Origin of the sequence: Rhizobium sp. BK312 (assembly GCF_014193605.1) — a bacterium.
Taxonomy (GTDB): Bacteria; Pseudomonadota; Alphaproteobacteria; order Rhizobiales; family Rhizobiaceae; genus Rhizobium.
The window spans coordinates 16,720-39,989 of sequence record NZ_JACHZP010000002.1; the positions used below are offsets into that span (position 1 = coordinate 16,720).

23 protein-coding genes are annotated in these 23,270 nt (G+C 59.5%); 20 read left to right on the plus strand and 3 right to left on the minus strand.

Annotated elements, in window-relative coordinates; translation table 11 throughout:
* Positions 1-38: 38 nt before the first annotated feature.
* The 6 genes from FHT85_RS04810 (at position 39) to FHT85_RS04835 (ending at position 6,198) form a co-directional block, all read left to right on the plus strand.
* The gene (locus FHT85_RS04810; protein WP_112339365.1) at positions 39-1,613 is read left to right on the plus strand and encodes a sugar ABC transporter ATP-binding protein; all 1,575 of its coding nucleotides are present in this window, start codon (positions 39-41) and stop codon (positions 1,611-1,613) included.
* The gene (locus FHT85_RS04815) at positions 1,613-2,623 is read left to right on the plus strand and encodes an ABC transporter permease (protein ID WP_112410168.1); all 1,011 of its coding nucleotides are present in this window, start codon (positions 1,613-1,615) and stop codon (positions 2,621-2,623) included. The genes FHT85_RS04810 and FHT85_RS04815 overlap by 1 nt, the downstream gene beginning before the upstream one ends.
* Before the next feature lie 101 nt (positions 2,624-2,724).
* Entirely contained in the window at positions 2,725-3,648 is a 924-nt protein-coding gene (locus tag FHT85_RS04820) for a sugar ABC transporter substrate-binding protein (protein ID WP_112339367.1), read from the plus strand.
* Between the two features lie 108 nt (positions 3,649-3,756).
* Positions 3,757-4,761 carry a Gfo/Idh/MocA family oxidoreductase gene (locus FHT85_RS04825; RefSeq protein WP_112339368.1) on the plus strand — a complete coding sequence of 335 codons (1,005 nt, stop codon included), beginning with the start codon at positions 3,757-3,759 and terminating at the stop codon, positions 4,759-4,761.
* Positions 4,758-5,717 (plus strand): sugar phosphate isomerase/epimerase family protein, encoded by a 960-nt coding sequence (locus tag FHT85_RS04830; protein WP_112410169.1) that lies wholly within the window; start codon positions 4,758-4,760, stop codon positions 5,715-5,717. The genes FHT85_RS04825 and FHT85_RS04830 overlap by 4 nt, the downstream gene beginning before the upstream one ends.
* A gap of 190 nt (positions 5,718-5,907) precedes the next feature.
* Entirely contained in the window at positions 5,908-6,198 is a 291-nt protein-coding gene (locus FHT85_RS04835; RefSeq protein ID WP_112410170.1) for a hypothetical protein, read from the plus strand.
* Positions 6,199-6,452: 254 nt separating this feature from the next.
* Here the strand turns inward: FHT85_RS04835 and FHT85_RS04840 are convergent, their stop codons facing one another.
* Entirely contained in the window at positions 6,453-7,070 is a 618-nt protein-coding gene (locus FHT85_RS04840; RefSeq protein ID WP_112410171.1) for a TetR/AcrR family transcriptional regulator, read from the minus strand.
* Positions 7,071-7,158: 88 nt separating this feature from the next.
* On the opposite strand from FHT85_RS04840, the gene FHT85_RS04845 reads away from it, so the two are divergent.
* Together FHT85_RS04845 and FHT85_RS04850 are read left to right on the plus strand one after the other, a co-directional pair.
* Positions 7,159-7,932: an SDR family oxidoreductase gene (locus FHT85_RS04845; protein ID WP_112410172.1), complete on the plus strand. Its 774-nt coding sequence runs from the start codon at positions 7,159-7,161 to the stop codon at positions 7,930-7,932.
* 443 nt (positions 7,933-8,375) lie between these two features.
* Positions 8,376-9,119 carry a DUF72 domain-containing protein gene (locus tag FHT85_RS04850; protein ID WP_112400918.1) on the plus strand — a complete coding sequence of 248 codons (744 nt, stop codon included), beginning with the start codon at positions 8,376-8,378 and terminating at the stop codon, positions 9,117-9,119.
* A 166-nt stretch (positions 9,120-9,285) separates the two neighbouring features.
* Here the strand turns inward: FHT85_RS04850 and FHT85_RS04855 are convergent, their stop codons facing one another.
* Positions 9,286-10,194, minus strand: coding sequence for a LysR family transcriptional regulator (locus tag FHT85_RS04855; protein ID WP_112400919.1), 909 nt, complete (start codon positions 10,192-10,194; stop codon positions 9,286-9,288).
* A 259-nt stretch (positions 10,195-10,453) separates the two neighbouring features.
* Between FHT85_RS04855 and FHT85_RS04860 the strand changes: the two genes are divergently transcribed.
* Genes FHT85_RS04860 through FHT85_RS04880 form a run of 5 tightly spaced genes read left to right on the plus strand, consistent with a single transcriptional unit; the run spans position 10,454 to position 14,707 of the window.
* Positions 10,454-11,260: a 5-oxoprolinase subunit PxpA gene (locus FHT85_RS04860; RefSeq protein ID WP_112410173.1), complete on the plus strand. Its 807-nt coding sequence runs from the start codon at positions 10,454-10,456 to the stop codon at positions 11,258-11,260.
* On the plus strand, positions 11,247-11,489 hold the full coding sequence (locus tag FHT85_RS04865) for an acetyl-CoA carboxylase (protein WP_112400921.1): 243 nt from the start codon (positions 11,247-11,249) through the stop codon (positions 11,487-11,489). Before FHT85_RS04860 ends, FHT85_RS04865 begins: the two co-directional genes overlap by 14 nt.
* Complete coding sequence (locus tag FHT85_RS04870) at positions 11,486-12,871, plus strand: acetyl-CoA carboxylase biotin carboxylase subunit (protein WP_112410174.1); 1,386 nt, start codon at positions 11,486-11,488, stop codon at positions 12,869-12,871. Before FHT85_RS04865 ends, FHT85_RS04870 begins: the two co-directional genes overlap by 4 nt.
* Positions 12,871-13,746, plus strand: coding sequence for a 5-oxoprolinase subunit B family protein (locus FHT85_RS04875; protein WP_112410175.1), 876 nt, complete (start codon positions 12,871-12,873; stop codon positions 13,744-13,746). The genes FHT85_RS04870 and FHT85_RS04875 overlap by 1 nt, the downstream gene beginning before the upstream one ends.
* Entirely contained in the window at positions 13,736-14,707 is a 972-nt protein-coding gene (locus FHT85_RS04880; RefSeq protein ID WP_112410176.1) for a biotin-dependent carboxyltransferase family protein, read from the plus strand. The genes FHT85_RS04875 and FHT85_RS04880 overlap by 11 nt, the downstream gene beginning before the upstream one ends.
* Before the next feature lie 75 nt (positions 14,708-14,782).
* Here FHT85_RS04880 and FHT85_RS04885 read toward each other — a convergent pair whose 3' ends face one another.
* The gene (locus FHT85_RS04885; protein ID WP_112410177.1) at positions 14,783-15,793 is read right to left on the minus strand and encodes a GntR family transcriptional regulator; all 1,011 of its coding nucleotides are present in this window, start codon (positions 15,791-15,793) and stop codon (positions 14,783-14,785) included.
* 552 nt (positions 15,794-16,345) lie between these two features.
* Here FHT85_RS04885 and FHT85_RS04890 point away from each other — a divergent pair.
* The 7 genes from FHT85_RS04890 to FHT85_RS04920 all read left to right on the plus strand — a co-directional run bounded on the left by FHT85_RS04890 (position 16,346) and on the right by FHT85_RS04920 (position 23,259).
* Positions 16,346-17,419: an ABC transporter ATP-binding protein gene (locus tag FHT85_RS04890; RefSeq protein WP_112410178.1), complete on the plus strand. Its 1,074-nt coding sequence runs from the start codon at positions 16,346-16,348 to the stop codon at positions 17,417-17,419.
* Between the two features lie 48 nt (positions 17,420-17,467).
* Complete coding sequence (locus FHT85_RS04895; protein ID WP_112400926.1) at positions 17,468-18,367, plus strand: ABC transporter permease; 900 nt, start codon at positions 17,468-17,470, stop codon at positions 18,365-18,367.
* A 2-nt stretch (positions 18,368-18,369) separates the two neighbouring features.
* Complete coding sequence (locus FHT85_RS04900) at positions 18,370-19,215, plus strand: ABC transporter permease (RefSeq protein ID WP_112339383.1); 846 nt, start codon at positions 18,370-18,372, stop codon at positions 19,213-19,215.
* Positions 19,215-19,967, plus strand: coding sequence for an SDR family NAD(P)-dependent oxidoreductase (locus tag FHT85_RS04905; protein ID WP_112339384.1), 753 nt, complete (start codon positions 19,215-19,217; stop codon positions 19,965-19,967). The genes FHT85_RS04900 and FHT85_RS04905 overlap by 1 nt, the downstream gene beginning before the upstream one ends.
* A 13-nt stretch (positions 19,968-19,980) precedes the next feature.
* On the plus strand, positions 19,981-20,748 hold the full coding sequence (locus FHT85_RS04910) for an SDR family NAD(P)-dependent oxidoreductase (protein ID WP_112400928.1): 768 nt from the start codon (positions 19,981-19,983) through the stop codon (positions 20,746-20,748).
* 96 nt (positions 20,749-20,844) lie between these two features.
* Positions 20,845-22,077, plus strand: a complete 1,233-nt coding sequence (locus FHT85_RS04915; protein WP_112410179.1) for a PotD/PotF family extracellular solute-binding protein — start codon at positions 20,845-20,847, stop codon at positions 22,075-22,077.
* Between the two features lie 78 nt (positions 22,078-22,155).
* Positions 22,156-23,259 carry an ABC transporter ATP-binding protein gene (locus FHT85_RS04920; protein ID WP_112410180.1) on the plus strand — a complete coding sequence of 368 codons (1,104 nt, stop codon included), beginning with the start codon at positions 22,156-22,158 and terminating at the stop codon, positions 23,257-23,259.
* The last annotated feature ends 11 nt before the right edge of the window (positions 23,260-23,270 follow it).

The window sequence follows — 23,270 nt, forward strand, 5'->3', positions numbered from 1 at the left end:
GGCTTGGGAGAGCTCTCTCATTTGGAGGAAATACTCTCATGTCTGCGACCTTGCAAAAGGTGGCGCCGCTTTCGGGCGGCGAAGGCCATCGCACGCCTATAGATAGCGGAGCCGGCGTCGTTCTTGAAATGCGCTCAATCACGAAGGCCTTCCCTGGCGTTCTAGCGCTCGATGGCATGAGCCTGAAGGTTCGTGCCGGCACGGTGCATGTCCTCGTCGGGGAGAATGGCGCGGGCAAGTCGACGCTTATGAAGATCCTGAGCGGTATCTACGCGATCGACGGCGGAGAGATCTTTTTCAGGGGCGAAAAGCTCGATCACCAGAGTGCTGCATCCGCGCTGGAGCGAGGGATCTCGATGATCCACCAGGAGCTCAGCCCCGTGCTCGACATGACGATCGCCGAAAACGTCTTTCTCGGCCGCGAACCCACTTATAGCCGGACGGGCGTTATGTCCCGGTTCGTCGATTTCGATCGCATGAATTCAGATACGCAGGCGCTGCTCAATCGTCTGGACCTGAAATACAGCCCCCAAACCAAAATGCGCGACCTGTCCATCGCGACGATGCAACTCATCGAGATCGTCAAGGCGATTTCGCGCGAGGCTTCTCTCGTCATCATGGACGAACCGACGTCGGCGATCAGCGACACGGAAGTTGCGATGCTCTTCAGACAGATTGCGGACCTGAAAGCAGCAGGCGTCGCGATCATCTACATCACCCACAAGATGGACGAGATCTTCCAGATCGCTGACGACATCACGGTCATGCGTGATGGCCAATTCGTCGCAGCCGCGCCCGCGAGCGAATACCAGCCGGCAAAGCTGATTTCCCAGATGGTTGGCCGCACGATCTCCAGCATCTTTCCGAAAGAGGAAGTGCCGATCGGCGATATCGTCCTTTCCGTCGAGAACCTCTCTCGTGACGGCGTTTTCGAAAATGTCAGCTTCGAGGTGCGTGCCGGCGAGATCGTTGGCCTTTCCGGCCTGATCGGCGCCGGGCGGACGGAGGTCGCCCGGGTGATCTTCGGCCTGGACGGGGCGGACGCGGGCGTCATCCGCCTGAATGGAAAGCCGCTAAAGCTCACGTCGCCGAAGGATGCAATTGCCAACGGCATCGCCATGGTCTCGGAAGATCGCAAAGCGGAAGGCCTGGTGCTTTGCCGGTCCGTCGGCGAGAACATCTCGCTTGCCAACCTCAAGAAATTCGCGTCCGGCCTCTTCATCAGCGAGCGGCAGGAAGAGACAGCATCCCAGCGCATGATCAAGATGCTCCAGATCAAGACGCCCGACACGGCAATGATCGTGGAGAACCTCAGCGGCGGCAATCAACAGAAAATCGTTCTCGCCAAGTGGCTGCTGGGTGATCTGAAGCTGCTCATTCTCGACGAACCCACACGCGGCATCGACGTCGGGTCGAAATCCGAAATTCACAGACTGATGACCGAGTTCGCTCGTCAGGGGCTCGCGATCGTCATGATCTCATCCGAGCTTCCCGAAATCCTCGGCATGAGTGATCGCGTGGTGGTGATGAGCGAAGGCCGGGTCACCGGCGAACTGACAAGAAACGAGGCCACGCAGGAAAACATCATGCGCCTCGCCACGGGAGGACACTGATGAGTATCGAACGTGCAGAAGCGGCCGTGAAACGAGAAGGCAAGGTCATCCGAGACTCTGGGAAGATGAGCTTTTCCCAGATCTACCGAAAGTACGGCACGGTCCTCATCTTCGTCGGAATTTGCATCCTCGCGTCGATTTTGAGCCCGACGTTCCTGACGGAAGCCAACCTGACCAATGTCCTGCGTCAAGTTGTGGTGGTTAGCCTTCTCGCATGTGGCGTCACTTTTATCATTATTCTGGGACACATCGACGTATCGCTGGGGTCTGTTCTCGCGCTCTGTGGTGTCATTGCGGCGAGCGTGATGGCCATGACCGGGAGCGTCATCCTCGCGATTGTCGCCGGCGTAGCAGTCGGCATGGTGACCGGCATCATCAATGGCTTCGTCATCACTTTTTTCCGCATCCCCTCGTTTATCATGACATTGGCCATGACGACGGTCGCACGCGGCACGGTGCTGCTTTACACGGGCGGTTCGCCGGTAACGGGACTGGGCAACCTCAAAGTGATCGGGCAAGGCTCGCTTGGGCCAGTACCGATCTCCGTGCTCATCCTCGCGATCGTCATCGTCATTTCCTGGATTCTTCTCAACAAGACCAAGTTCGGCCGATACGTCTATGCGGTCGGCGGCAATGAGCGTGCCGCTCGCGCTTCCGGCATCAATCCGGACAGCATCGTCGTGAAGGCTTTCATCTTCAACGGCATTCTGTGCGCCGTTGCAGGCATCGTCCTCATGTCTCGCATCAATTCCGGTCAGCCGGCCGGCGGCGTCGGCTATGAGTTCGACGCGATCACCGCGGTCGTCGTCGGCGGTACCAGCCTGATGGGCGGCACCGGAACCATCACCGGCACGATCATCGGATCGATGATCATCGGCGTCATCAACAACATGCTCAATCTCATGAATGTCAGCTCGTACTGGCAGCAGATCATCAAGGGTCTGATCATTGCGATCGCCGTGATCCTCGATGTTTGGACCAAGTCTGCCCGCAGCAAAAAGAAGGCATGACCGATGTTCTTCGGCGGGCTGGCGCCTGCTGCGGAACCACCTTTTTGTCGGCGGGGACTTCCCGCATCCGGAATGAACCTGAAACTCAATGGGAGGACCTTATGAAAGCCATTTCCAAACTCGCTCTCGCCTGCGCCATATCCCTTGCCGCCATCTCCACCGGCGCCGCGTTCGCAGCAGACAAATTCGTCGTCGGTTACGCCAACATGGCGGATACGGATGTCTTCGTCATGGCGCGCAAGAATGCCTTCATCGAAGCGTCGAAATCCGATCCGGCAGTCGAAGTGAGTTTCTCCGACGCGAACAACGACGTCAGCAAGCAGCTCGACCAGATCGACAACTTCGTTGCGCAGAAAGTCAACGCGATCGTCGTCGTGCCGGTCGACTATCAAGGCATCGTACCGGGCGTCGAGAAGGCGAACCAGGCGGGCATCCCCGTCATCGCTCTCGGCATCCAATCGGCGGGCGGCAAGTACACGTTCGTCGGCTCGAAGAACATCGATGCCGGCCGCCTTCAGGGCGAGTACATGAAGGAACACCTGCCGAAGGACGCCAAGATCCTCTACCTCGAAGGCACGCCGGGGCTCTCCCACACGCAGGAGCGCAAAAAGGGCTTCGAGGATGCGCTCGGCCGCTCTGACGTGACCACTCTCGCCAGCCTCTCAGCCAATTACGACCGCGCAGAAGGCATGAAGGTCACAGAGGACTGGATCCAGAGCTTTCCGAAGTTCGATGCAATCATCGCAGCCAACGACCAGATGGCGCTGGGCGCGCTGGAAGCACTTCAGGGCGCTGACCGCCTCAAGGGCGTGATGATCTCGGGTGTCGATGGCACGGCCGATGCTCTGAATGCGATCAAGGCCGGCACCATGTCCCAGACCATCTTCCAGGACGCTGCAGGCCAGGCGAAGGCCGCCTTCGAGGTCGTGGAAGGCCTGAAAAAGGGGGAGGACGCGCCGGCCGAAAAGCTGGTGCCGTTCGCTTCGATTACCAAGGACAACGTTGACCAATACGCAAAGAAGTAAGCCCTCCCAAGGGTGCGTGCCGGGATGGGATTCCGGCACGCGTTTCGCACAAGGGGCAGTGCTTGCAAGCCGCAAATCGCTGTTCTCCAAACGACAGGAAATATCGAAATGACAGTAAGGATCGCCGTCATCGGGGCGGGACTGATGGGAGCCGACCACGCGCGTATCGTGGCGGAAGATCTGCCTGGGGCGCACCTCCAGGTCGTCTGCGACATGGATGCGGACCGCGCCCGCAAAGTGGCAGACACTTATGGTGCTCACGATGTCGACTCTGACCCCGACCGGGTCGCCGCTCGTCAGGACGTGGACGCCGTTATCATAGCAAGCCCCGATTTCACACACGCACCCCTGTCGCTGTCCTGCATAAGAGCCGGCAAACGGGCTCTTTGCGAAAAGCCGCTGTCGCAGTCATCGCAAGAATGCCTGGAGATCATGCAGGCGGAAGAAGCCGCGGGAAAGAAGTTCATCATGCTCGGCTTCATGCGCCGCTTCGATCAATCCTATGTGGAAATGAAGCAGGCTCTGGAGCACGGTGCAATTGGTCGCGCCCTTATGATGCACAACTTTCATCGCAATGTCGCGACGCCCGCGTCGGACTTCACCGGAGCGATGGCGATCACCAATTCCGCCCCGCACGAGTTCGATGTCGTCCGCCACGTCCTCGACACCGAATACGTATCGATCTCCGCCTTCCAGCCGAAACGTTCCGACTCGCTGGTCGCACCGGTCTATATGGTGCTCGAAACGGCAGACGAACAACTCGTCAATATCGAGATCAACAACAACGCAGCCTACGGATACGACGTCCGCGCCGAACTGGTGGGCGAGAAGGCAACTATTGCCATGAACGCCGTCAACTACACTCGCATCGACCGGGAACTCGGACAGAGCACAAGCTATCAGGCGGATTGGCGCAGCCGCTACGCCGAAGCCTATCGCCGTCAGAACCGCGCCTTCATTCGTTTCGTCGAAACTGGAGTATTCCCGAACAATGCCTCAAGCAGTTGGGATGGATACTGCGCCGCAAAGGTCGCCGAGGCCGGCGTCAGAGCCTTGAACGACGGTTGCAAGATACCCGTGGAAATGATCGCCAAACCGGAGTTTTACGCATGAAACTGGGATTCGTATCAGACAGCCTCGGCGGACTTCCCTTCGAGGCGATGCTCGATCACGCTCAAAGGCTGGGAGTCTCCGGAGTCGAGGTTAATACCTGCGGCTGGTCGACGGCGCCGCATTTCGATCTGTCGACGATCCTGCGGGACAAGAATGCGCAGAAATCATTCCTGGGAGCCTTCGCTGACCGCGAACTGGAAGTGATCAGTTTGAACGCCAACGGAAATCCGCTGCATCCGACCGATCCTGCCCAGGGGCAGGATCTTGAGGATACGATCCGCGCGGCGGGCGAGCTGGGCATCAAGACCGTCTGCGCGATGTCGGGACTTCCAGCCGGGAATGCCACCGACACAGTGCCGAATTGGGTGGTCTCCTCCTGGCCGCCGGAGACGCAGGCGATCCTTCGCTACCAGTGGGAGGAGAAGCTCCTCCCGTACTGGACCCGGATCGTGGCGCTCGCCAGGGATCACGGTGTGGAACGCATCGCGTTAGAGCTGCATGGCAACCAGTGCGTCTACAATGTCCCTTCGCTGCTAAGGCTTCGCGAAGCCGTTGGCCCGGTCGTCGGAGCAAACCTGGACCCGTCGCATCTCTTCTGGATGGGTGCCGATCCTCTTGTCGCCGCAGAAGCGCTCGGCGACGCTGTATACCACGTTCATGCCAAGGATACTTTCCTAAACGCTCGGAAGCAGGCCGTAACCAGCCTCTTGGAGAACGGCAGCCTGATGGACATTCCGGCGCGCAGCTGGTCCTACATCACACTGGGCTTCGGCCATGGCGAAGAATGGTGGCGGCAGTTCTGCTACAGGCTGAAGATGGCCGGTTACGACAGCTGGCTCTCGATAGAGCATGAGGACGTCATGCTCAACAGTCTCGAGGGGCTCGAAAGATCCATCGCACTTCTCAAGAGCGTAATGCCAGTCGCCGCCAGCGATTATAAACCGCAGGACATCTGAACAGCTTTCAGACGTGGAACTTCGCAGCCGCGTACATTACCAGGCGGACGACCAATCGATCTTCACAAAGCAAGGACTGACTTTCCTGTAAACTGCCTGCCTTAGTGCAGTGAGTGTGATTTTCCCGGCAGAACGACGGTTGCCAGACAACACAACTGCCACGTCCCCATACAGTTCCTGTGAGGTTGAAATGCTGGATAAAGTTAGCGACAATGACCGTTTCGCACGAACATTGCAGCAGCTGAAAAAACTCATAGCTCAGGGGGAGATCCAATTCCCTCCTCAGCTGGAACGAGTGGTAAAGCGAATGTTAGAGGAGCCGGACCTCATTGCTTTCGAAAGCGCCGCGACGGTTGCAAAGGAATGCAGTGTTTCACAAACGACCGTCACGAGACTTAGCGTCCATCTCGGACTGCGGACATTCCGAAACCTGAAAAAGCTTTGTGAACACCATGTCAGGCGACGTTTCAACCACTTGTAAGGTGGAGTGCCCGGTAATTGACGAAGGAGGGCGCGGATGCGTCCTTATGAAGACGTTTGTACGTCATGCCGGACACTCGTTTTCGCGACCGTCAAGTTCCATAAATTGGCATTATGCCATGAGCCCACCTTTTCCGATGCTTAAGCTATTTCACCAACCCGTCGCCGATTCGAATCTAATCAAGGCGCCCAAGGCCGGCCGCAATAAAGTTCTCTACTTGCGGGCAGCATAAGGGGCGTGTCTATCGGTTCCCTTCAGGTGCCACGCTTCCCGGGCCAGGCCGTGAGTGCAACGTCGATCAGCCGTTTCAGCAGGGCATTGCAGGCGCCGTCGCAAGCCTGAGCGGACATGCCCTGGATGATCGCACCATAGAAGCGCGCGAGGGTATCGGTATCTGTATGTGTGGGTAGTTCGCCCTCCTCGACGGCCCGATCGAAGCAGGCTTTGAGGGTCTGCATCGACGTCTCGCGCAGTGCCGCCGTCATTCGCGCCACGGATGCATTCTCTTCCGCATGCTGCAGGACAGCGGTCGAGACCATGCAACCTCGTGGCTTGTCCGGCTGCGTGTCACCATCGGCGATATCGTAAAGGTAACGGCTCAAAGCCTCATAGACTGGAAGATCAGATTGCAGGATTTCCGATCGACGGCTGGTCTCCCGGGCAATGCTGAAGTCGAGCGCCTGGCGGTACAATTCTTCCTTTGAGCCGAACATCGAATAAAGCGTCGGCGGATTGATCCCCATGGCTTTCGTGAGATCGGCGGTCGATGTTCCTTCGTAACCGTGCTCCCAGAACAGCCGTGCCGCGATATCGAGCCCGACGTCGCGGTCGAGCACGCGTGGTCTGCCACGCTTGCGGGCTTGTTGATCCATTAAAATAGTGATCCCTATTAAATTGTTGACAGATGCATTTCGTTTCTTATTGTAGGGATCACTATTTATTTTGGCAACGGAGTGATCAATGTCCAAACGACTCGTAGACAAAATAGCCCTCATCACTGGAAGTTCGCGCGGCATCGGTCGGGCGACCGCCCTCGCTTTTGCGAGGGAGGGTGCCGCGCTGATCGGCGTGCACTACACCGCCAATGCGGACGCGGCCAATGCCACGATACGCGACGTTGAAGCGCTCGGCGTCAAGGCCGTCGCTGTGAAGGCCGATCTCAGACAGGGCAAGGACGCGGCCGACAGCCTCTGGGCGCAGTTCAGCGAAGCCGTGCGTACTGAGACGAGCTCGTCCTCTCTCGACATTCTGGTGAACAATGCCGGTATCGCGCCGGCGCTTCCGTTGAAGCAGACGAGCGAAGCTGATTTCGACGAGGTAATGACGATCAACTATAAGGCGCCGTTCTTCCTGATCCAGGCCGTGGCGGACGCCATCCGTGATAACGGCCGCATCATCAATGTCTCGACCGGGTTTACGCGGATCGCGGCGCCGACGCATCCCGCCTATGCGGCTTCCAAGGGGGCGCTGGAGACATTGACGCTGGCGCTGGCACCGGAATTTGCCGCTCGCGGGATAACGGTCAATGCCGTGCTGCCGGGTGTGACGGAGACGGACATGAATGCCGAATGGCTGGCTTCGCCGGATACACGCGCCGGCGCCGAGGCTCTCTCAGTCTTCTCACGTGTCGGAAAGGTGGAGGACGTCGCCGATGTCATCGCCTTCCTCGCATCCAACGATGCGCGTTGGACGACGGGCCAGATGATTGACGCGACGGGTGGCGCCCGGATCTGATCGATCCCGAGGCTCCGCTATATTTGCAACCATTCAAACCGCGGTAGAAGGCGTATTGTTGACGAGTGCCGAACAGGATCGCGCTCGCTGAGCGTCCGTTGTGGTGTCGACCAACGTTGGAGGGAGGGCGGAGCCGGCCGTGTGCTGCTGCGCATGATCGGTGCCGGTATTCTCGGCGTCGTCAATGGCTGGGAGGGTGCGTTCAAGGGGCTGCTGGCGCTGCAACCTCTGCGCTGCTGACACCAGCCATTGCCGATCTCGTCAAGGGCATGCTGCAAAATAGCACTTTGTCTGACCAAGATAAGGCTAAATTACTGGGTGGCCCGTCAGCTTAAAATGTTCTGGATAGCATTGCGGTTCGCGACGTTGCCTAATGGCGGCCGGAACTCTGCCATTGGCTCCCTCGTTTCGTTCGAGCGCCCAAAAGCTCGGAGGAAGTCGATTTGCCGATCATTGCCACTGCGGCCTGGTCCATTCCAAAAAAGGTAGCCGGCCGGTTTGCACAGGAGGGAAGTGCGTTGACTCGATACGCTTCGGTGTTCGATGGCGTCGAGATCAATTCCACCTTTTATCGCCATCACAAAACATCAACTTTTGCACGCTGGGCCGAAACCGTTCCCAAGAATTTCCGGTTTGCGGTAAAGATCCCCAAAGAGATTACCCATACTCGAGCGATGAAAGACATCGCCCAGCCGTTCCAGACATTTCTCGATGAGATCGCGCCCCTTGGAGAAAAACGCGGTCCGCTGCTCTGCCAGCTGCCACCGTCGCTGGCGTTCGACGCTGATGAGTTCGAGACGACGTTTAAGGCGATGCGGAACGCCGATAAGGGACCGATTGTCATTGAGGTAAGGCATAAGAGCTGGGCATCGGCCGAGGCATTGGATCTGATCAAAAGCTTTGCGATTGACCGGGTTCTCGCCGATCCTGCGCCGGTGTGGCAGGCAGAGGATTTCGACACGGTGCCGCGATACGTTCGTCTCCACGGGAAACCTAAAATCTACTACTCGAGCTATGCAGATGAGGAGATGCGATCGTTTTCGAAACTTTTGGCGCCGGACGGCTGGTGCGTGTTCGACAATACCGCTTCCGGAGCCGCAATCGAAAACGCGCTGGCGATGCGGGTTTTGCAATCTGCGCTGCGGCCCGCAGGATGTTCGGATGCGGCGACCTGCGGTGGAAGCTGAAGTGTTCAGACTTTTGCGCATCATAATTGCAAATCGGGCGGCCGGATCGATGGTTCGACTCCTTCCAAGAGCACAGATGTTCTCTGTCCTGATAACAGCCAATTTGTTTCGCTTCTTCAAAGGTCGCGGTACTCCTTGCGCTGCATTGGTTTTACCTGCCAGGTATTTATGCGTTCGTACCCGGCAGGCTGTAGGCCTGTTGGAAATAACGGCGGAAGGCAAGCATGGGCGGGCTGAACTCGACATTGGCTCGCCAGGCGAGTCCTACATCCATAGGCGGAACTGGGTCCTGTATGTTGACCGTCTCGATGCGCCTTCCCTCAAGCGACCAGGGGCGGTGCACCATGTCCGAAAGGATGGCGACGCCGAGGCCGTTTGCCACCATCGACCTGACAGCCTCGATCGAACTGGTCCTCAGAAGCACCTTGGGCTGATAGGAACTCTGGCTCCAGTAGCGCAGCGAAGAATGTGCCGCCTCATCGACCGTCAGCATGATGTAGGGTTCTTCGGCGATTTCACGCAGACCTATCCCGTCGCGACGTTGCAGGTCGTGGCCGGCTGGCAGCCAGAGGCGCCTGACCGAACTTAGAAGCGTTTCGGTCATCAGCATCGGATTGAGGATGTTCGAGGTCAGCAAGACCGAAATGTCGTAGCGATTGGTCAGCAAGCCTTCCTCGATTGACTCGCGATTGACCTCGTAGAGCTGGATTTTCAGCTTCGGATAGAGGCGGCGGATACGCTCGACATGCATCGGCAGGAAATAGCCGATGACGGTGTAGGTCGCTGCGACGACGAGTTCGCCTTCGATGTCGCTGCTAACGAGGTTGAGATGGGTCGCCTCGTCGACTTTCGCCAAGATCTCATAGGCATGGGACAGGAATTGCCGGCCTGCTGTCGTCAGGTCCATGCCCTGTGGCGTACGGTTGAACAAAGAGACGCCGACCGTGAGTTCGAGATCCTTGATTGCCGCAGTGACGGCAGATTGGGAGATCGAGAGGCTGACGGCCGCATGCGAGATTTGTCCATATTCCGCCGTTGCGACGAAGTAGCGAAGCTGCCGCAGGCTCAAGCTCATGATGTTATTCCCATCTATTTATCTGAAAACATCTGCTGCGATTCAGATTTCATGGATCTAAAACGGGCTGATTTTCGATAAAACGTGCGCAACTTTAATAAGTAGTTGATATTGCAAGATATTTTCCGATGCTATTTTAAGCATAGATATCAGTTTATCAGATATCATGGCTTTAAAAATTGTATTTTTCAACGGCAGCCTTTGCCTCTAGCGTTCACATATCGGTCCCGATTGGGATGCAGGTGCGAGGGAAGGCATTTTGAAGGAAGCTGTCGATATCAATTGCGACATGGGGGAGGCCTTCGGTCGGTGGCGGATCGGCGATGCGCATGACGAGGAGCTCATCTCGCTCATCAGTTCGGCCAATATTGCCACCGGATTTCACGCCGGCGATCCCAATCTGATGGATGAGACCGTGCGGATGGCCGCCGCCCACGGCGTCGGCGTCGGAGCTCATCCCGGCTATAACGATCTCCAGGGCTTCGGACGACGCAAGATTAACGGCACCAGCCGCGAGATCGTCAACGATCTGATCTATCAGGTCGGTGCGCTACGCGAATTTGCCAGACGCCATGGCGTGCCCGTCCAGCATGTAAAGCCGCATGGCGCTCTCTATATGGAATTGGCGGCGAACGCCGATCTCTCGCAGATCTTCATCCAATATATGCGCACCGTGGCGCCGAACATGTTTGTTTTCTGCATGGATGGCTCGGCCACTTGCCTAGCTGCGCACGAGGCGGGCCAACCTGTCGTGCGCGAGTTCTATGCCGATCGCGACTACGGTGATACGGGCTGGATCGTCTTTACCAGGGATGCCGGTCGCCCTGATCCCAAGGCAATTGCCCGCAAGGTCGTGAGAGCCTGCACCGAAGGTGTCGTTCGCACCGTCAACGGTGCGGATATTCCGATCGCCTTCGATTCCATATGCTTTCATTCCGATACTTTGGGTGCGCTCGATATCGTGCGCCACATGCGCAAGGCCCTCATTGCCGAAGGCATAAAAATTGCACCCGTTTCACAGATTTTGAACAGCGACGCAGCGCGGAGGTCCCATGAGCAGGCTTGAGATCAGATCACCCCTTCCGGGAACCTTCTACCGGGCTTCCTCTCCGGATACGCCGCCCTTCAAGGCTGATGGCGATGCCGTTACCGCCAGTGATACGATCGGCCTTATCGAGGTCATGAAAACCTTCCAGCAAATTCCTGCCGGGCTCGATGGCAAGAACATCACCTTCCTCGTCGACAATGAAGAGCCTGTCATGGCCGGGCAGATCATCGCGGAGGTGGACCCATGACGATCCGCTCGGTCCTCATTGCCAATCGCGGCGAAATCGCCGTCAGGATCATCAGGGCTGCCAAGGCGCTCGGCATCCGCACGGTGCAGGTCTATAGCGCCGCGGATGCTGACATGCTTGCGGTCAAGCTCGCGGATGAGGCGATCAATATCGGCCCGCCGGCCCCGAAGAAATCCTACCTGAACATCGAAGCCATCATCGCCGCAGCGCGGGCCGCCGGCGTTGATGCCGTCCATCCGGGATACGGGTTTCTGTCCGAGAATGGAGATTTTGCCGATGCCGTTGAGGCGGCGGGCATGATCTTTATCGGGCCGAGCGGCGAGGCCATTCGATTGCTCGGCGACAAGGTGGCAGCCCGCGAGATTGCGAAACGGGCCGGTGTTCCGACAGTTCCCGGAAGTGACGGTCGCGTGGCGGACATTGCCGCCGCTGAGGCGATTGCCGAGCGCATCGGCTTTCCCGTTATGATCAAGGCGGCAGCCGGCGGCGGTGGACGTGGCATTCGCATCGTGCAGTCGCTCGCCGAGCTTAGGGAGCAGTTTCCACTTGCCTCGGCGGAGGCGGCGGCCGCTTTCGGCGATGGCGGCCTCTACATGGAGAAGGTCATCACCCGCGCCCGGCATATCGAGGTGCAGATTTTCGGCGACGGACGGAATTTCGTCCATTGCTTTGAGCGCGAATGTTCGCTGCAGCGTCGCCGTCAGAAGGTGTGGGAGGAAGCACAAGCCTTCCTTCTACCCGATGACATCAGGCAGCGCCTCTGTGCCAGTGCCGTCGCGCTTGCCACCGAAGTCGGTTATCGCGGTGCGGGCACCGTCGAATATCTCTACGACGAGGATAGCAGGCAGTTCTACTTCATCGAAGTGAACACCCGCATCCAGGTCGAACACCCGGTGACCGAAATGATTACCGGCATCGATCTGGTGCGGGAGATGTTCAAGGTGGCCGGCGGCGCTTCCCTGTCGCTGTCGCAATCCGATATTCGCACGCGCGGTCACGCCATCGAATGCCGCATCAATGCCGAGGATCCGGCCAAGGGCTTTCTGCCGACGCCCGGCACCGTGACGCGGCTTGCAGTTCCGGAAGGCGAGGGCATTCGGTTCGATACGATGCTTTACGCCGGCTATACCGTGCCGCCCTTCTACGACTCTCTGCTCGGCAAGCTGATCGTCTGGGCCGAGGATCGCAATGCCTGCCTCGACAGGTTGGCCAGCGCTCTTTCCAACCTGACAATTGAAGGCTTGCCGACGACGATCCCTCTGCACCTCGCTCTCGCCCGCGATCCATCCGTGCGCAAGGGCGCATTCCACACGCGTTTTCTCGAATCCTGGCTGGAGACCGATTTTGCCGCGGTTGACGGCGTATCGGCGGAGGTTGCCTGATGCCTGCTCGTTTTACGTTCGGAGGTGACGAGCATCTCTTCGTCGAATGCAGCGACGAGATGTCCCTCGAAGCCTTCTTCAAGAGCCTGTCGATGGCCAAGGGGGTGCGCGAAAGCGGCATCAAGGGCGTCACCGAAATCTGCCCGGCCAACGCCTCCTTCCAGATCAAGTTCGATCCGGACCTGATCAAGCCGGACGATCTCTTGCGCGAGGTAAGGGCGATCGAGGGCGCAGCCGAGAAGGCGGAGCCGATCATTACGACCCGCATCGTCGAAATCCCTGTTTTCTACAATGATCCCTGGACGCATGAGACGCTGATGCGTTTTCGCGAGCGGCATCAGGAGCCGGCGGGGACCGATCTCGACTATGCCGCCAGGATCAATGGTTACGATGCGGTCGAGGATTTCATTTCGGCCCATGCCGGCTCGCCCTGGTTCGTCTCGATGGTCGGCTTCGTCGCCGGCCTCCCATTCATGTATCAGATGGTAGAGCGGCAACGGCAGATCGAGGTGCCGAAATATCTGCGCCCGCGGACCGATACGCCGCGGCTGACTGTGGGACACGGCGGCTGCTTCGGCTGCATCTATTCGGTGCGCGGAGCAGGCGGGTACCAGATGTTCGGCATCACGCCGATGCCGATCTTCGACCCTACGCAATCGACGAGCTATCTCCGTGATTTCATGGTGTTCTTCCGGCCCGGCGACATCGTGAAGTTCCGGCCGATCGATCGCGACGGCTACGACCAGGCGGTCGAGGATGTCGATAAAGGCCGCTTCGCTCCGCCGATCTGCGAGGTCAGCTTCGATCTGCGACAATACCAGGCCGATATCGACGGCTACAACGCCAAGCTGGAGGGTGCGCTGCATGGCCATTAAGGTTCTTCATCACGGCCTTTCGACCACCGTTCAGGATCTTGGACGGCCTGGCTATTTCCATCTCGGCATTCCCATCGGCGGCGCGATGGATCGCTATGCGATGCGGGCGGCAAATCTTCTCGTCGGCAATGATGAGGGTGCGGCCGGGCTCGAAGCCGTCTTCATGGGGCCTAAGCTCGAATTTCTCGACGATGCGTTGATTGCGGTCACCGGCGCCGATATGCCCGTCAGGATCGATGGCGAGCTGCAGCCGGGATGGACGGCACTCAAGGTCAGGGCAGGGCAGACCGTAAGCTTTGACTTTCTGAAATCTGGAGCGCGGATCTGCATTGCGGTGTCTGGCGGCATCGACGTTCCCGAAGCGCTCGGTAGCCGGTCGACCTATGTCATCGGCGCGCTTGGCGGTCTTAACGGCAAGGCTGTCGCTGCCGGAGATGAGCTTCCCGTTGGCTCCGGTTCCATGATGAGTGAGGGGCTATCCGTTGCCGAAGAGCTGCGCCGCAAGCCCGGCACGCCGGCCGAGCTCCGGGTTTTGCCCGGGCTTTATTGGGATCGGTTGACCGAACAGACAAAGAGCAACTTCTTTGCTGATCAATGGAAGGTGGCACCGGAGGCCGATCGTATGGGTTATCGCTTCCGCGGCGGCCGCAAGCTTGAATTCGTCGCGCGCAAGCAGCCCTTCGGCGCAGGCTCGGATCCGTCGAATATCGTAGACAGCTGCTATCCCTATGGCTCCATCCAGGTGCCAGGCGGAACGGAGCCGATCATCCTGCATCGCGACGCCGTCTCGGGCGGCGGCTATTTCATGCTGGGAACGGTGATCTCGGCCGACATGGATCTGATCGCCCAACTGCAGCCGCATATGCCGACTCAATTCGTGGAGGTCACCATGGATCAGGCGCTGGCGGCGCGGGCGGACCGGCAGGCATTGCTTGCGCGCCTTCGCGCTGCTCTGGCGTAAGGGATCAAGCGGATGACTGCTCCTTCGATCCCCCGTTTCCGGCATGGATGGAATAGGTCTGGGATCACGTGTGTCTCACTCGAGAACGCGGGTAAGATAAGCGGCGGTCACGCCGGGGCCAGGGATGATGGCGACGATTTTCATTTGCGCGATCGTGCGGTCGACGGAGGCTTCGAGATGGTTTTCCATCATCGCCGCCGCCGCCTTCACCGCGCCCCGCAGCAGCAGTTCCGCGATCAGGCGGAGCTCCGTGATGATCGCGGGATCGCCGGGCAGGCCAAGGCGCCGCAGCAATCGCTCCGTCGCCGTGACAGGCAGCAGATTGTTGCGGATGGATTCCTTCAGCCGCTCGTTCGGCGTTGCGAGAACGCAGATCTCGATAAAGTCGGTGTGGATAGCCTCCAGCGCCGCAAGGTGATCGGCCGGTTCGTGGCGCTCCAGATCGGAGAGGCGCTGGAACAGATCGCCCAGTCGCTCCCGGTCGACACGGCTGGCCCCAGCGACCAGCGCCTGCGGCTCCAGCATGCCGCGCAGGCCGTAATGATCCTTGATCATCTGCGCCGTCAGCGGGCCGGCGATCCAGTGGGACGATTGGTTCTTGCGCACGAGGCCACGCTCGCGCAGGCGTGTCAGCACGTCACGCACCACGGTACGGCTGACGTTGAAATGGTCGGCAAGTTCGATCTCGATGATGCGATACTGGCCGAAGACAACGCAGCCGGCGACATCGGCCTCGACGGTATTGTAGATGCGCTCCCAGGAGGCGCGGCTCTGCAGGGCCTCGTCCGCGTGGCGCGGAATGGTCAGGCCGAGGGTCTTGATATCGGTGCGCTTCGGCTCGATGCCCTGGCCGGCGGGACCGACGAGATAGCCGCGTCCGTTGAAGCGATGCACCAGTCCTTCGCTCTCCAGCGCCTGCAGCGCCCTCTGCACTGGCGCGCGCGAAATCTGCAGGATATCGGCGATCGGCCCTTCGAGCAGGACCACGCCGCGCGGCAGCGTATTGTCCTCGATATTGCCACGCAGAACATCCTCGGCGATCTCATAACGCTTTTGCGCATTCGGGCGCGCATAGTTTTCGGTCATCTGATGCAATGGACTCACGTCGTTCTGATGCCTCACTCTTACGCGTTTTGTCATTCTAACATAGCGCAAAAATAAATGACTATTGAATACAAAATATGTTTTCTGCTCACAGATGCAGTGAATCTCCTTTCGCTGATTGTTGACGCGTAGCGCAGCGATTGGCGCTATTTGCTGAATGTACCGGGTGCGGCGCGTCACGTTATGGCGGCTGTTAAAGTCATTTTGTCGCCAATTCTATGCGGAGGGCAAGAGTGCCCGTCGATATCGCCGCCTTTCGCCAATGTCCCTCAATCAGTTGTTACTTCGGGGTTCGTCATTTTCTGAAAAAGTCTATTGAATACAAAAATCATTTATGTAATGCTCTGAACATCAAGACGCTCGTCAGAAGCGTCGCAGGTGGAACTCTTTGAAACGCCAAGGAACATCTCTTTGACGCGCATGTGATCATGCGCGAGTGCAGGCTGACGTCTGAACGTCCGGATCAATGCGATCCAGGCGAAAGCGGAGCTTTGCCCGAAGGATGGTCCTTGCCTTGAAACTGGTGGGAATTCGGTGTCGACCGTTCTTCAGCTCAGCCAAGTCACCAAGTCCTATGGCGCGTCAGCCGCGCTGGACAGCGTGGATTTCTCTTTGCCTGACAATGCCTATATCTCGCTGCTCGGCCCCAGCGGCTCCGGTAAGACGACACTTTTGCGCGTCATCGCCGGCTTCGAGGAACCGGATGCCGGTTCGATCCTCTTTCACGGCAAACGGCTCGATGGCGTGGAGCCGCATGATCGCGGCATCGGCTTCGTCTTTCAGAACTTCGCTCTGTTTCCGCATCTTTCCGTTGCCGAGAACGTTGCCTTCGGCCTGCGCAATCGCAAGGTCGATCCGGTGACGGATGCGCGCGTCCTGGCAAAAAGGGTACAGGACATGCTGTCGCTGGTCGGCCTCAGCGGATTTGACGACCGCGCGGTGACGCAGATTTCCGGCGGGCAGCGCCAACGCGTCGCCTTGGCACGTACACTGGTGACGGAGCCGAAGATGGTGCTGCTCGATGAGCCGCTCGGCGCGCTCGACGCCAATCTGCGCGGCCGCATGCGCAATGAGCTCAAGATCATCCGCGAACGCTGCGGCGTAACCTTCCTGCATGTCACAGGCAGCGAGAGCGAAGCCCTGGCGATGGGGGACCTGGTGCTTGTGCTCGATCGCGGCCGCATCGCGCAGGCCGCCGCCTCGGACGCCGTTTACAATAGCCCGGCAACGGCCTCGGTCGCCCGCTTTCTCAATTGCTATAACCTCTTTGCCGGCGATGTCGTTGCGGATGCTTTCGTCGGGCCGGCCGGTCGCTTCCCCTTGAATGGTTCGCGCCGAAAGGCGCCGCAGCCAGCCTATGCGATCCGCTACGACCGCGTTTCGATCCGCTCCCGCGATGCAGTGCTATCGGATGACGAAGTGCGCATCGAGGCGGATTTCATCGCCAGCGAATATTCCGGCGCAGCGGTCAATTCCTTCTTTGCGCTCGATGGCGGCCACGTCTTCGAGGTCGAATCCCATCTGAGCCATGCCCGTCCGCCTGCCTTTGTCGAAAAGGACCGCTATGCGCTCGTTTGGAAGAAGGAGGATGCCCTTGTTTTCGGTTGATGTGAGCCCTTCGAACCCTTCCAGCGGACCCTCCAAGGAGAGCGAGAGATGACCATGGTCGCGACATCAGAGGAAGCCGTGCAGGAAGGCGCAGCCGTGCGCCGGAGATCGAGCAAGACATTCTGGCTTCTGGCGCCGGGCATGATCTGGATGGTCGCCTTCCTCGTCCTGCCGATGCTGATGATGGTCTATGTTTCCTTCTGGACGCAGACGACCTTCAAGATCGAACCGACGCTGACCTTGCAGAGCTGGATCACCTTCCTGACGAGCGCCACCTATCTCGGTGCGCTCTGGACGACGATCCGCATCTGGTTGCTGGTGCTGGTATCGACGCTTGTCGTCGGCTATCCGGCAGCGCTCTTCGTCGGGCTTCTCATCAAGAACAAGACGCTGCAGACCGTGTTGCTCGTACTCTGCGTCATCCCGTTCTGGACTTCCTTCCTGATCCGCGTGCTTGCCTGGCGGCCGATGCTCGGCACCGAGGGCGCGATCAACATGATCCTGATGAATCTGGGCGTTATTCGGCAGCCGATCGAGGTACTGTTGTTTTCGGAACTGTCCGTCATCATCGGCATGACCCAGATCTACTGCGTCTTCATGGTTGGGCCGATCGCCTTCATGATGGGTCGTATCGACGCCTCGGTCATCGAGGCTGCCCAGGATCTTGGTGCCGGCTTCTGGCGCATCTTCCGCACGATCATCCTGCCGCTTTCGATGCCCGGTGTAGTGGTCGGCGCGATCTTCGTCTCCGTCATGGTTCTGGGTGAATTCGCAACGTCCGCCGCCCTGTCCGGCCGCAAGGTCAATCTGCTGGGCAATATCATCGTCACCCAGGTCGGCTCGTTGAAATGGGCCTTTGCCGCAGTTGCCGGCGTTGTGCTGACGATCATCATGGGCGCTGCTGTCGCAGCCCTGCTCAAGGTCGTCGACCTCAGAAAGGAGCTCTGATCATGAATGCTGGCGGCATTAAGCTCGGCCTGGGCGTCTATACGACCCTCTTTCTGATCTTCCTCTACGGCCCGCTCGCGGTCCTTGCGATCCTGTCGTTCCAGACCGGTCCGGAGGGTGGTCCGCAATTTCCGATCATCGAATGGTCGACCTATTGGTATCGGCATCTCTTCGGTCTGACGCCGCCGTCGCGCATCGCGCCCCTGCCGATCGATCAGGCGCTGATCCGCTCGCTCTCGCTGGCGCTGATGACTATGATCGTCTCGACGGTGCTCGGCGTCATGTCAGCGCAGGCCTTTCGCCGCAAGTTCCGCGGTTCGGGCGTGGCTTTCTATCTGATCGTTCTCGGCATGATGGTGCCGGGCGTGCTCGTCGGCCTTGGCATGGCGCTTGTCGCCAACGCCTTCGGCATCGATCGGCACTGGTGGAGCACCGCCTTCGTCCTGCATGTCGTCTACACCTTCCCCTTCGCCTTCCTGGTCATGCTCGCGATCTTCAACAGGTTCGATCCGAGCATGGAGGAAGCCTCCTGGTCGCTCGGCGTCACGCCGGCGCGCACCTTCCGCAAGGTGACGTTCCCGCTGATCTTTCCGGGCGTGCTTTCGGCTATGCTCTTCGCCTTCACGCTCTCCTATGATGAGTTTTCACGCACCCTCTTTGCCTCCGGCCGCGAGTTGACCTTGCCGCTTGCGATCTACGGCACTTTCTCGGTCGAGGTGCATCCGAATGTCTTCGCTTTCGGGGTGCTGACGACGCTGTTTTCCTTCGCCCTTCTCGGCACCTACGCGATCCTGATGGGTCTGTCGGTGCGGCGCGCTAAGCGCGTCCGCATTCAGGAGGACGCATGATGGCTGATAAGTCTTCTGCCCCGATCTCCGCCATTGTCACCGGCGCCGGCTCCGGTATCGGCCGTGCCATTGCGCTACGCCTTGCCGCCGACGGCTATGCGGTTCTGGTCAACGATCTCTCGGGCGAGCGGGCGGAGGCCGTCGCCTCGGAAATCACCAAGGCGGGCGGCGCGGCGACCGCGATCGCTGGCGACGTCGCGCGGCCTGAGGATGTGGTGGCGATCCATGCGGCTGCGAAAGCCTCGCACGGCGACGTCGCGCTTCTGGTCAACAATGCCGGTATTGCGCATCAGGCAGCATTCGAGATCCTCGAGCTTGAGGATTTCGATCGGATGTTTGCGGTGCATGTGCGCGGCACCTTCCTGATGACCAAGGCCGTCTTGCCGTCGATGCTGGCGCGCGGCGAGGGCGTCATCGTCAACGTCGCCTCGCAGCTCGGGCAGATCGGCGGCATCGAGCTTGTTCATTATTCCGGCGCCAAGGCCGCGATCATCGGCATGACAAAGGCGCTCGCCCGCGAGGTATCGAGCCGGGGCGTCCGGGTCAATGCGGTAGCGCCCGGACCGGTCAACACGCCGCTGGTGCGCAGTCTTTCCGAGGAATGGCGCGAACGCAAGCAGCGTGAATTGCCGCTCGGCCGCTTTGGCGAACCGGAAGAGGTGGCTGCGACCGTGGCGTTCCTGGCCTCGCCGGCCGCGAGCCTTTTCGTCGGCCAGACGCTCGGGCCGAATTCCGGCGATGTGATGCTCTGAGGGAGACAAGCAGATGGACAGTTTAGAAAAGCGGGTGGTCATCGTCACGGGTGCGGGCATCGGTATCGGCCAGGCAACGGCGAAGGCTTTTGCAGCACTCGGCGACCATGTCGTCGTCACCGATATCCTCGAGAAGGAAGGCGAGCAGACGGTTCGCGACATTCTGACCGCTGGCGGCTCGGCCGAGTTTCATCTTTACGACGTGCGCTCAACGGAAGCGGCAAACCAGCTAGTCGCCAACGTCGAGGCGCGCTTCGGCAAGATCGATATCATCGTCGCCAATGCCGGCATCGCGCATCGGACACCCCTCGACAAGCTCACCGACGACAAGTGGGACCTGACGATGGATGTCGACCTGAAGGGCATCTTCAAGCTGGTGCGCGCCGCCGTACCCGGTATGCGCGCCCGCAGATCGGGCAGCATCGTCGCGCTCTCCTCGATCATGGGCGTCGCCTATGGCTGGGACGAGCATGTCCATTATTCGGCGGCGAAATCCGGTGTCGTGGGATTGGTGCGCGGGCTCGCCGTCGAACTGGCGAAGGACGGCGTCAGGGTCAACGGCATTGCACCGGGCTATATCCGCACGGCTCAGCTCCTTTCGGAAGAGAATTCGCTCGGCCCCGCAGGCGCGGAAAAGGCCGCCGAATTCATTCCGATGGGCCGGCTCGGCGAACCGGAAGACATTGCCGACGTGATCGCATTCCTCGCGTCAAACGGCGCGAGATACATGACCGGCCAGGTTCTGGTCGTCGATGGTGGCCTCCTTGTGGGGCGGTACTGATCGTCATCGTCCGGCGATGGCTGGGTAGAGGGCGATACGGCAATGAAGAGGCCCAACAAGGGCCAAGGGAACAGCAATCAGCACTGGAGAACAAAAATGTCCAAAATGGAATTGAACAGACGCTCTCTGTTGAAGCATTCGGCCGGCGTCATGGCGCTCGCGATCGGCGGCGGTACGCCCTTCCTGTCATCGCGCGCGGCTTACGCACAGGCTGCCAATCTCGCCAAGGAGCAGTTGCGCACCATCGGTCTATCGGTCACGGTCCAGGAGCGTATCCTCGATGAATTCCGTAAGGTGAGCGGCGTCGGCCAGACCTCGGGTACTGCGGCGACCTTTCCGGACGCTCAGACCAAGATCCTGTCTGGCTCCAAGGATTACGATTGCTGGGAGATCATCGGCGAGCGCCTGCCGTCGATCGTCATGACCAACAATGTCGAGCCGGTTCCGGCCGCCTCCCTGAAGAACTGGGCCAATATCCGCGATACCTTCACTACGCCCTCCGACAAGTGGGAGCCGAAGCAGCAGATCGTCGGCCAGATCTGGGCCGATGATGCCAAGACCACGCTGAACATGGTGCCCGCAGTCTATAATTATGATTCCATCGGCTACAATCCGGACGTTCTCTCCGCCGAGGAAGCCAATACCTGGGCGGCGATCTTCGATCCGAAGTTCAAAGGCAAGTCCGGCCTCAACACCGATCCGCTGATCGCCTTCGGTCAGGCCATCATGGCCATGAATACGCTTGGCCTTCTGAACGTGAAGAATCCGGGCAATCCTAGCACGGCGGAAATCGACGAAGCGGCGAAGTTCCTCGTTTCCAAGAAGAAGGACGGGCAGTTCCGCGCGCTTTGGGGTGATTTCGGCGAGCTGGTCAACCTGATGGCATCGGGAGAGATGGTCGTTTGCGACGCCTGGCAACCGGCTGTCATGGCGGTCAAGGCCCAGGGCAAGGCATGCAAATATGCCGTGCCGAAGGAAGGGTATCGCGGCTGGGCGATCGGCCCGTCGATGATCGCTGGCACGCCGAACAAGGAAGCCGTGATCGCCTATGCCGATTACTGGCTTTCCGGCGAGCCCGGCATCACCGTTTCCGAGCAGGGCTACTATTCGCCGTCGACCAATATCCAGAAGGTCATGGCGCCGGACAAATATGCCTTCTGGTACGAGGGCAAGCCATGGGTCGGCGCTGCCGAGCGCGGCATCAAGGAAGGCGACCTGCGCGATGGCGGCTCGCTGACGGAGCGCGCCAAGAATGTCGCCTACTGGCACCAGTGGCCGGACGAATACGACCATCTTGTCCAGAAATGGGATGAATTCCTCAATGCCTGATCCGATGGCTGCTGCCGGCCATCCTATGCCGCGCGGGGAGGCGATGTCCGCCTCCTCGTCCACGCCCGGAGATCTCTCATGATATATGATTTGGAACTCATCAATGTCGGCAAAGTCTATGACAATGGCACGCCCGCCGTCATCGACTTCAACCTTTCGATCAGGAAAGGTGAATTCATCGCCTTCCTCGGCCCATCTGGCTGCGGCAAGACGACGACGCTCCGCATGATCGCCGGCTTCGAAAGCATTTCCTCCGGCGACATGATGATCAAGGGCGAGCGCATGAACGATGTCAGGCCGCAGAAGCGGCCGACATCGATGATCTTTCAGAATTATGCTCTATTCCCGCATATGACCGTCCGGCGGAATGTCGGATATGGTCTTGAGGTCAAGGGCATGGCGAAGGCCGAGCGGGATGCGCGGGTCGATCGTATCCTCGCGACGCTTGGGCTGGAGGATATCGCCGAGCGCAAGCCGGACAAGCTTTCCGGCGGCCAGCGCCAGCGCATCGCGCTTGCTCGCGGCCTAGTGGTCGAGCCGGATGTGCTGCTTCTCGACGAGCCGCTGGGCGCGCTCGATGCCAATCTGCGCAAGGCGATCCAGAACGAGCTGAAGCTGCTGCAGAAGAAGCTTGGCGTCACCTTCGTCTTCGTCACGCATGCCCAGTCGGAAGCGCTCGCATTGTCCGACCGCATTGTGGTCATGAACCAGGGCAGGGTAGAGCAGATCAGCCCGCCACATCAGCTTTATACGCGCCCCGATACGCCATTCGTGGCACAGTTCATCGGCCGCAATACCATCTTCGAAGGCGAGGTCGCCGGCACCGAGGCCGATAGCACATTCGTCTCCACATCCTTCGGCACGCTTTCGGGCAGCGCCAATGGCGGCCTCAGCAGCAAGGTCAACATCGTCATTCCTTCGGAGGCGATCGAGGTTCACGCGGCGAGTGGCTCGGCGCGCGAAAATCTCGTCGGAGCTTTCGGCGGCAATGTGGTCGGCGCCCGCGTCGAGCGCTTCGACGTGGTCGGCCATATCTCGCAGATCGGCATCAGCCTGCCCGATGGCCGAGGCCTGGCGCTGGAAGCCCATATCGACAAATACCGGCCCGGCGCCTTTCCCCTAGGCGCCGAGGTCATGCTTACCTGGGATCCGGCCGACGCGACCGTCATCCCGGCTCACTGATTACAGAAAAC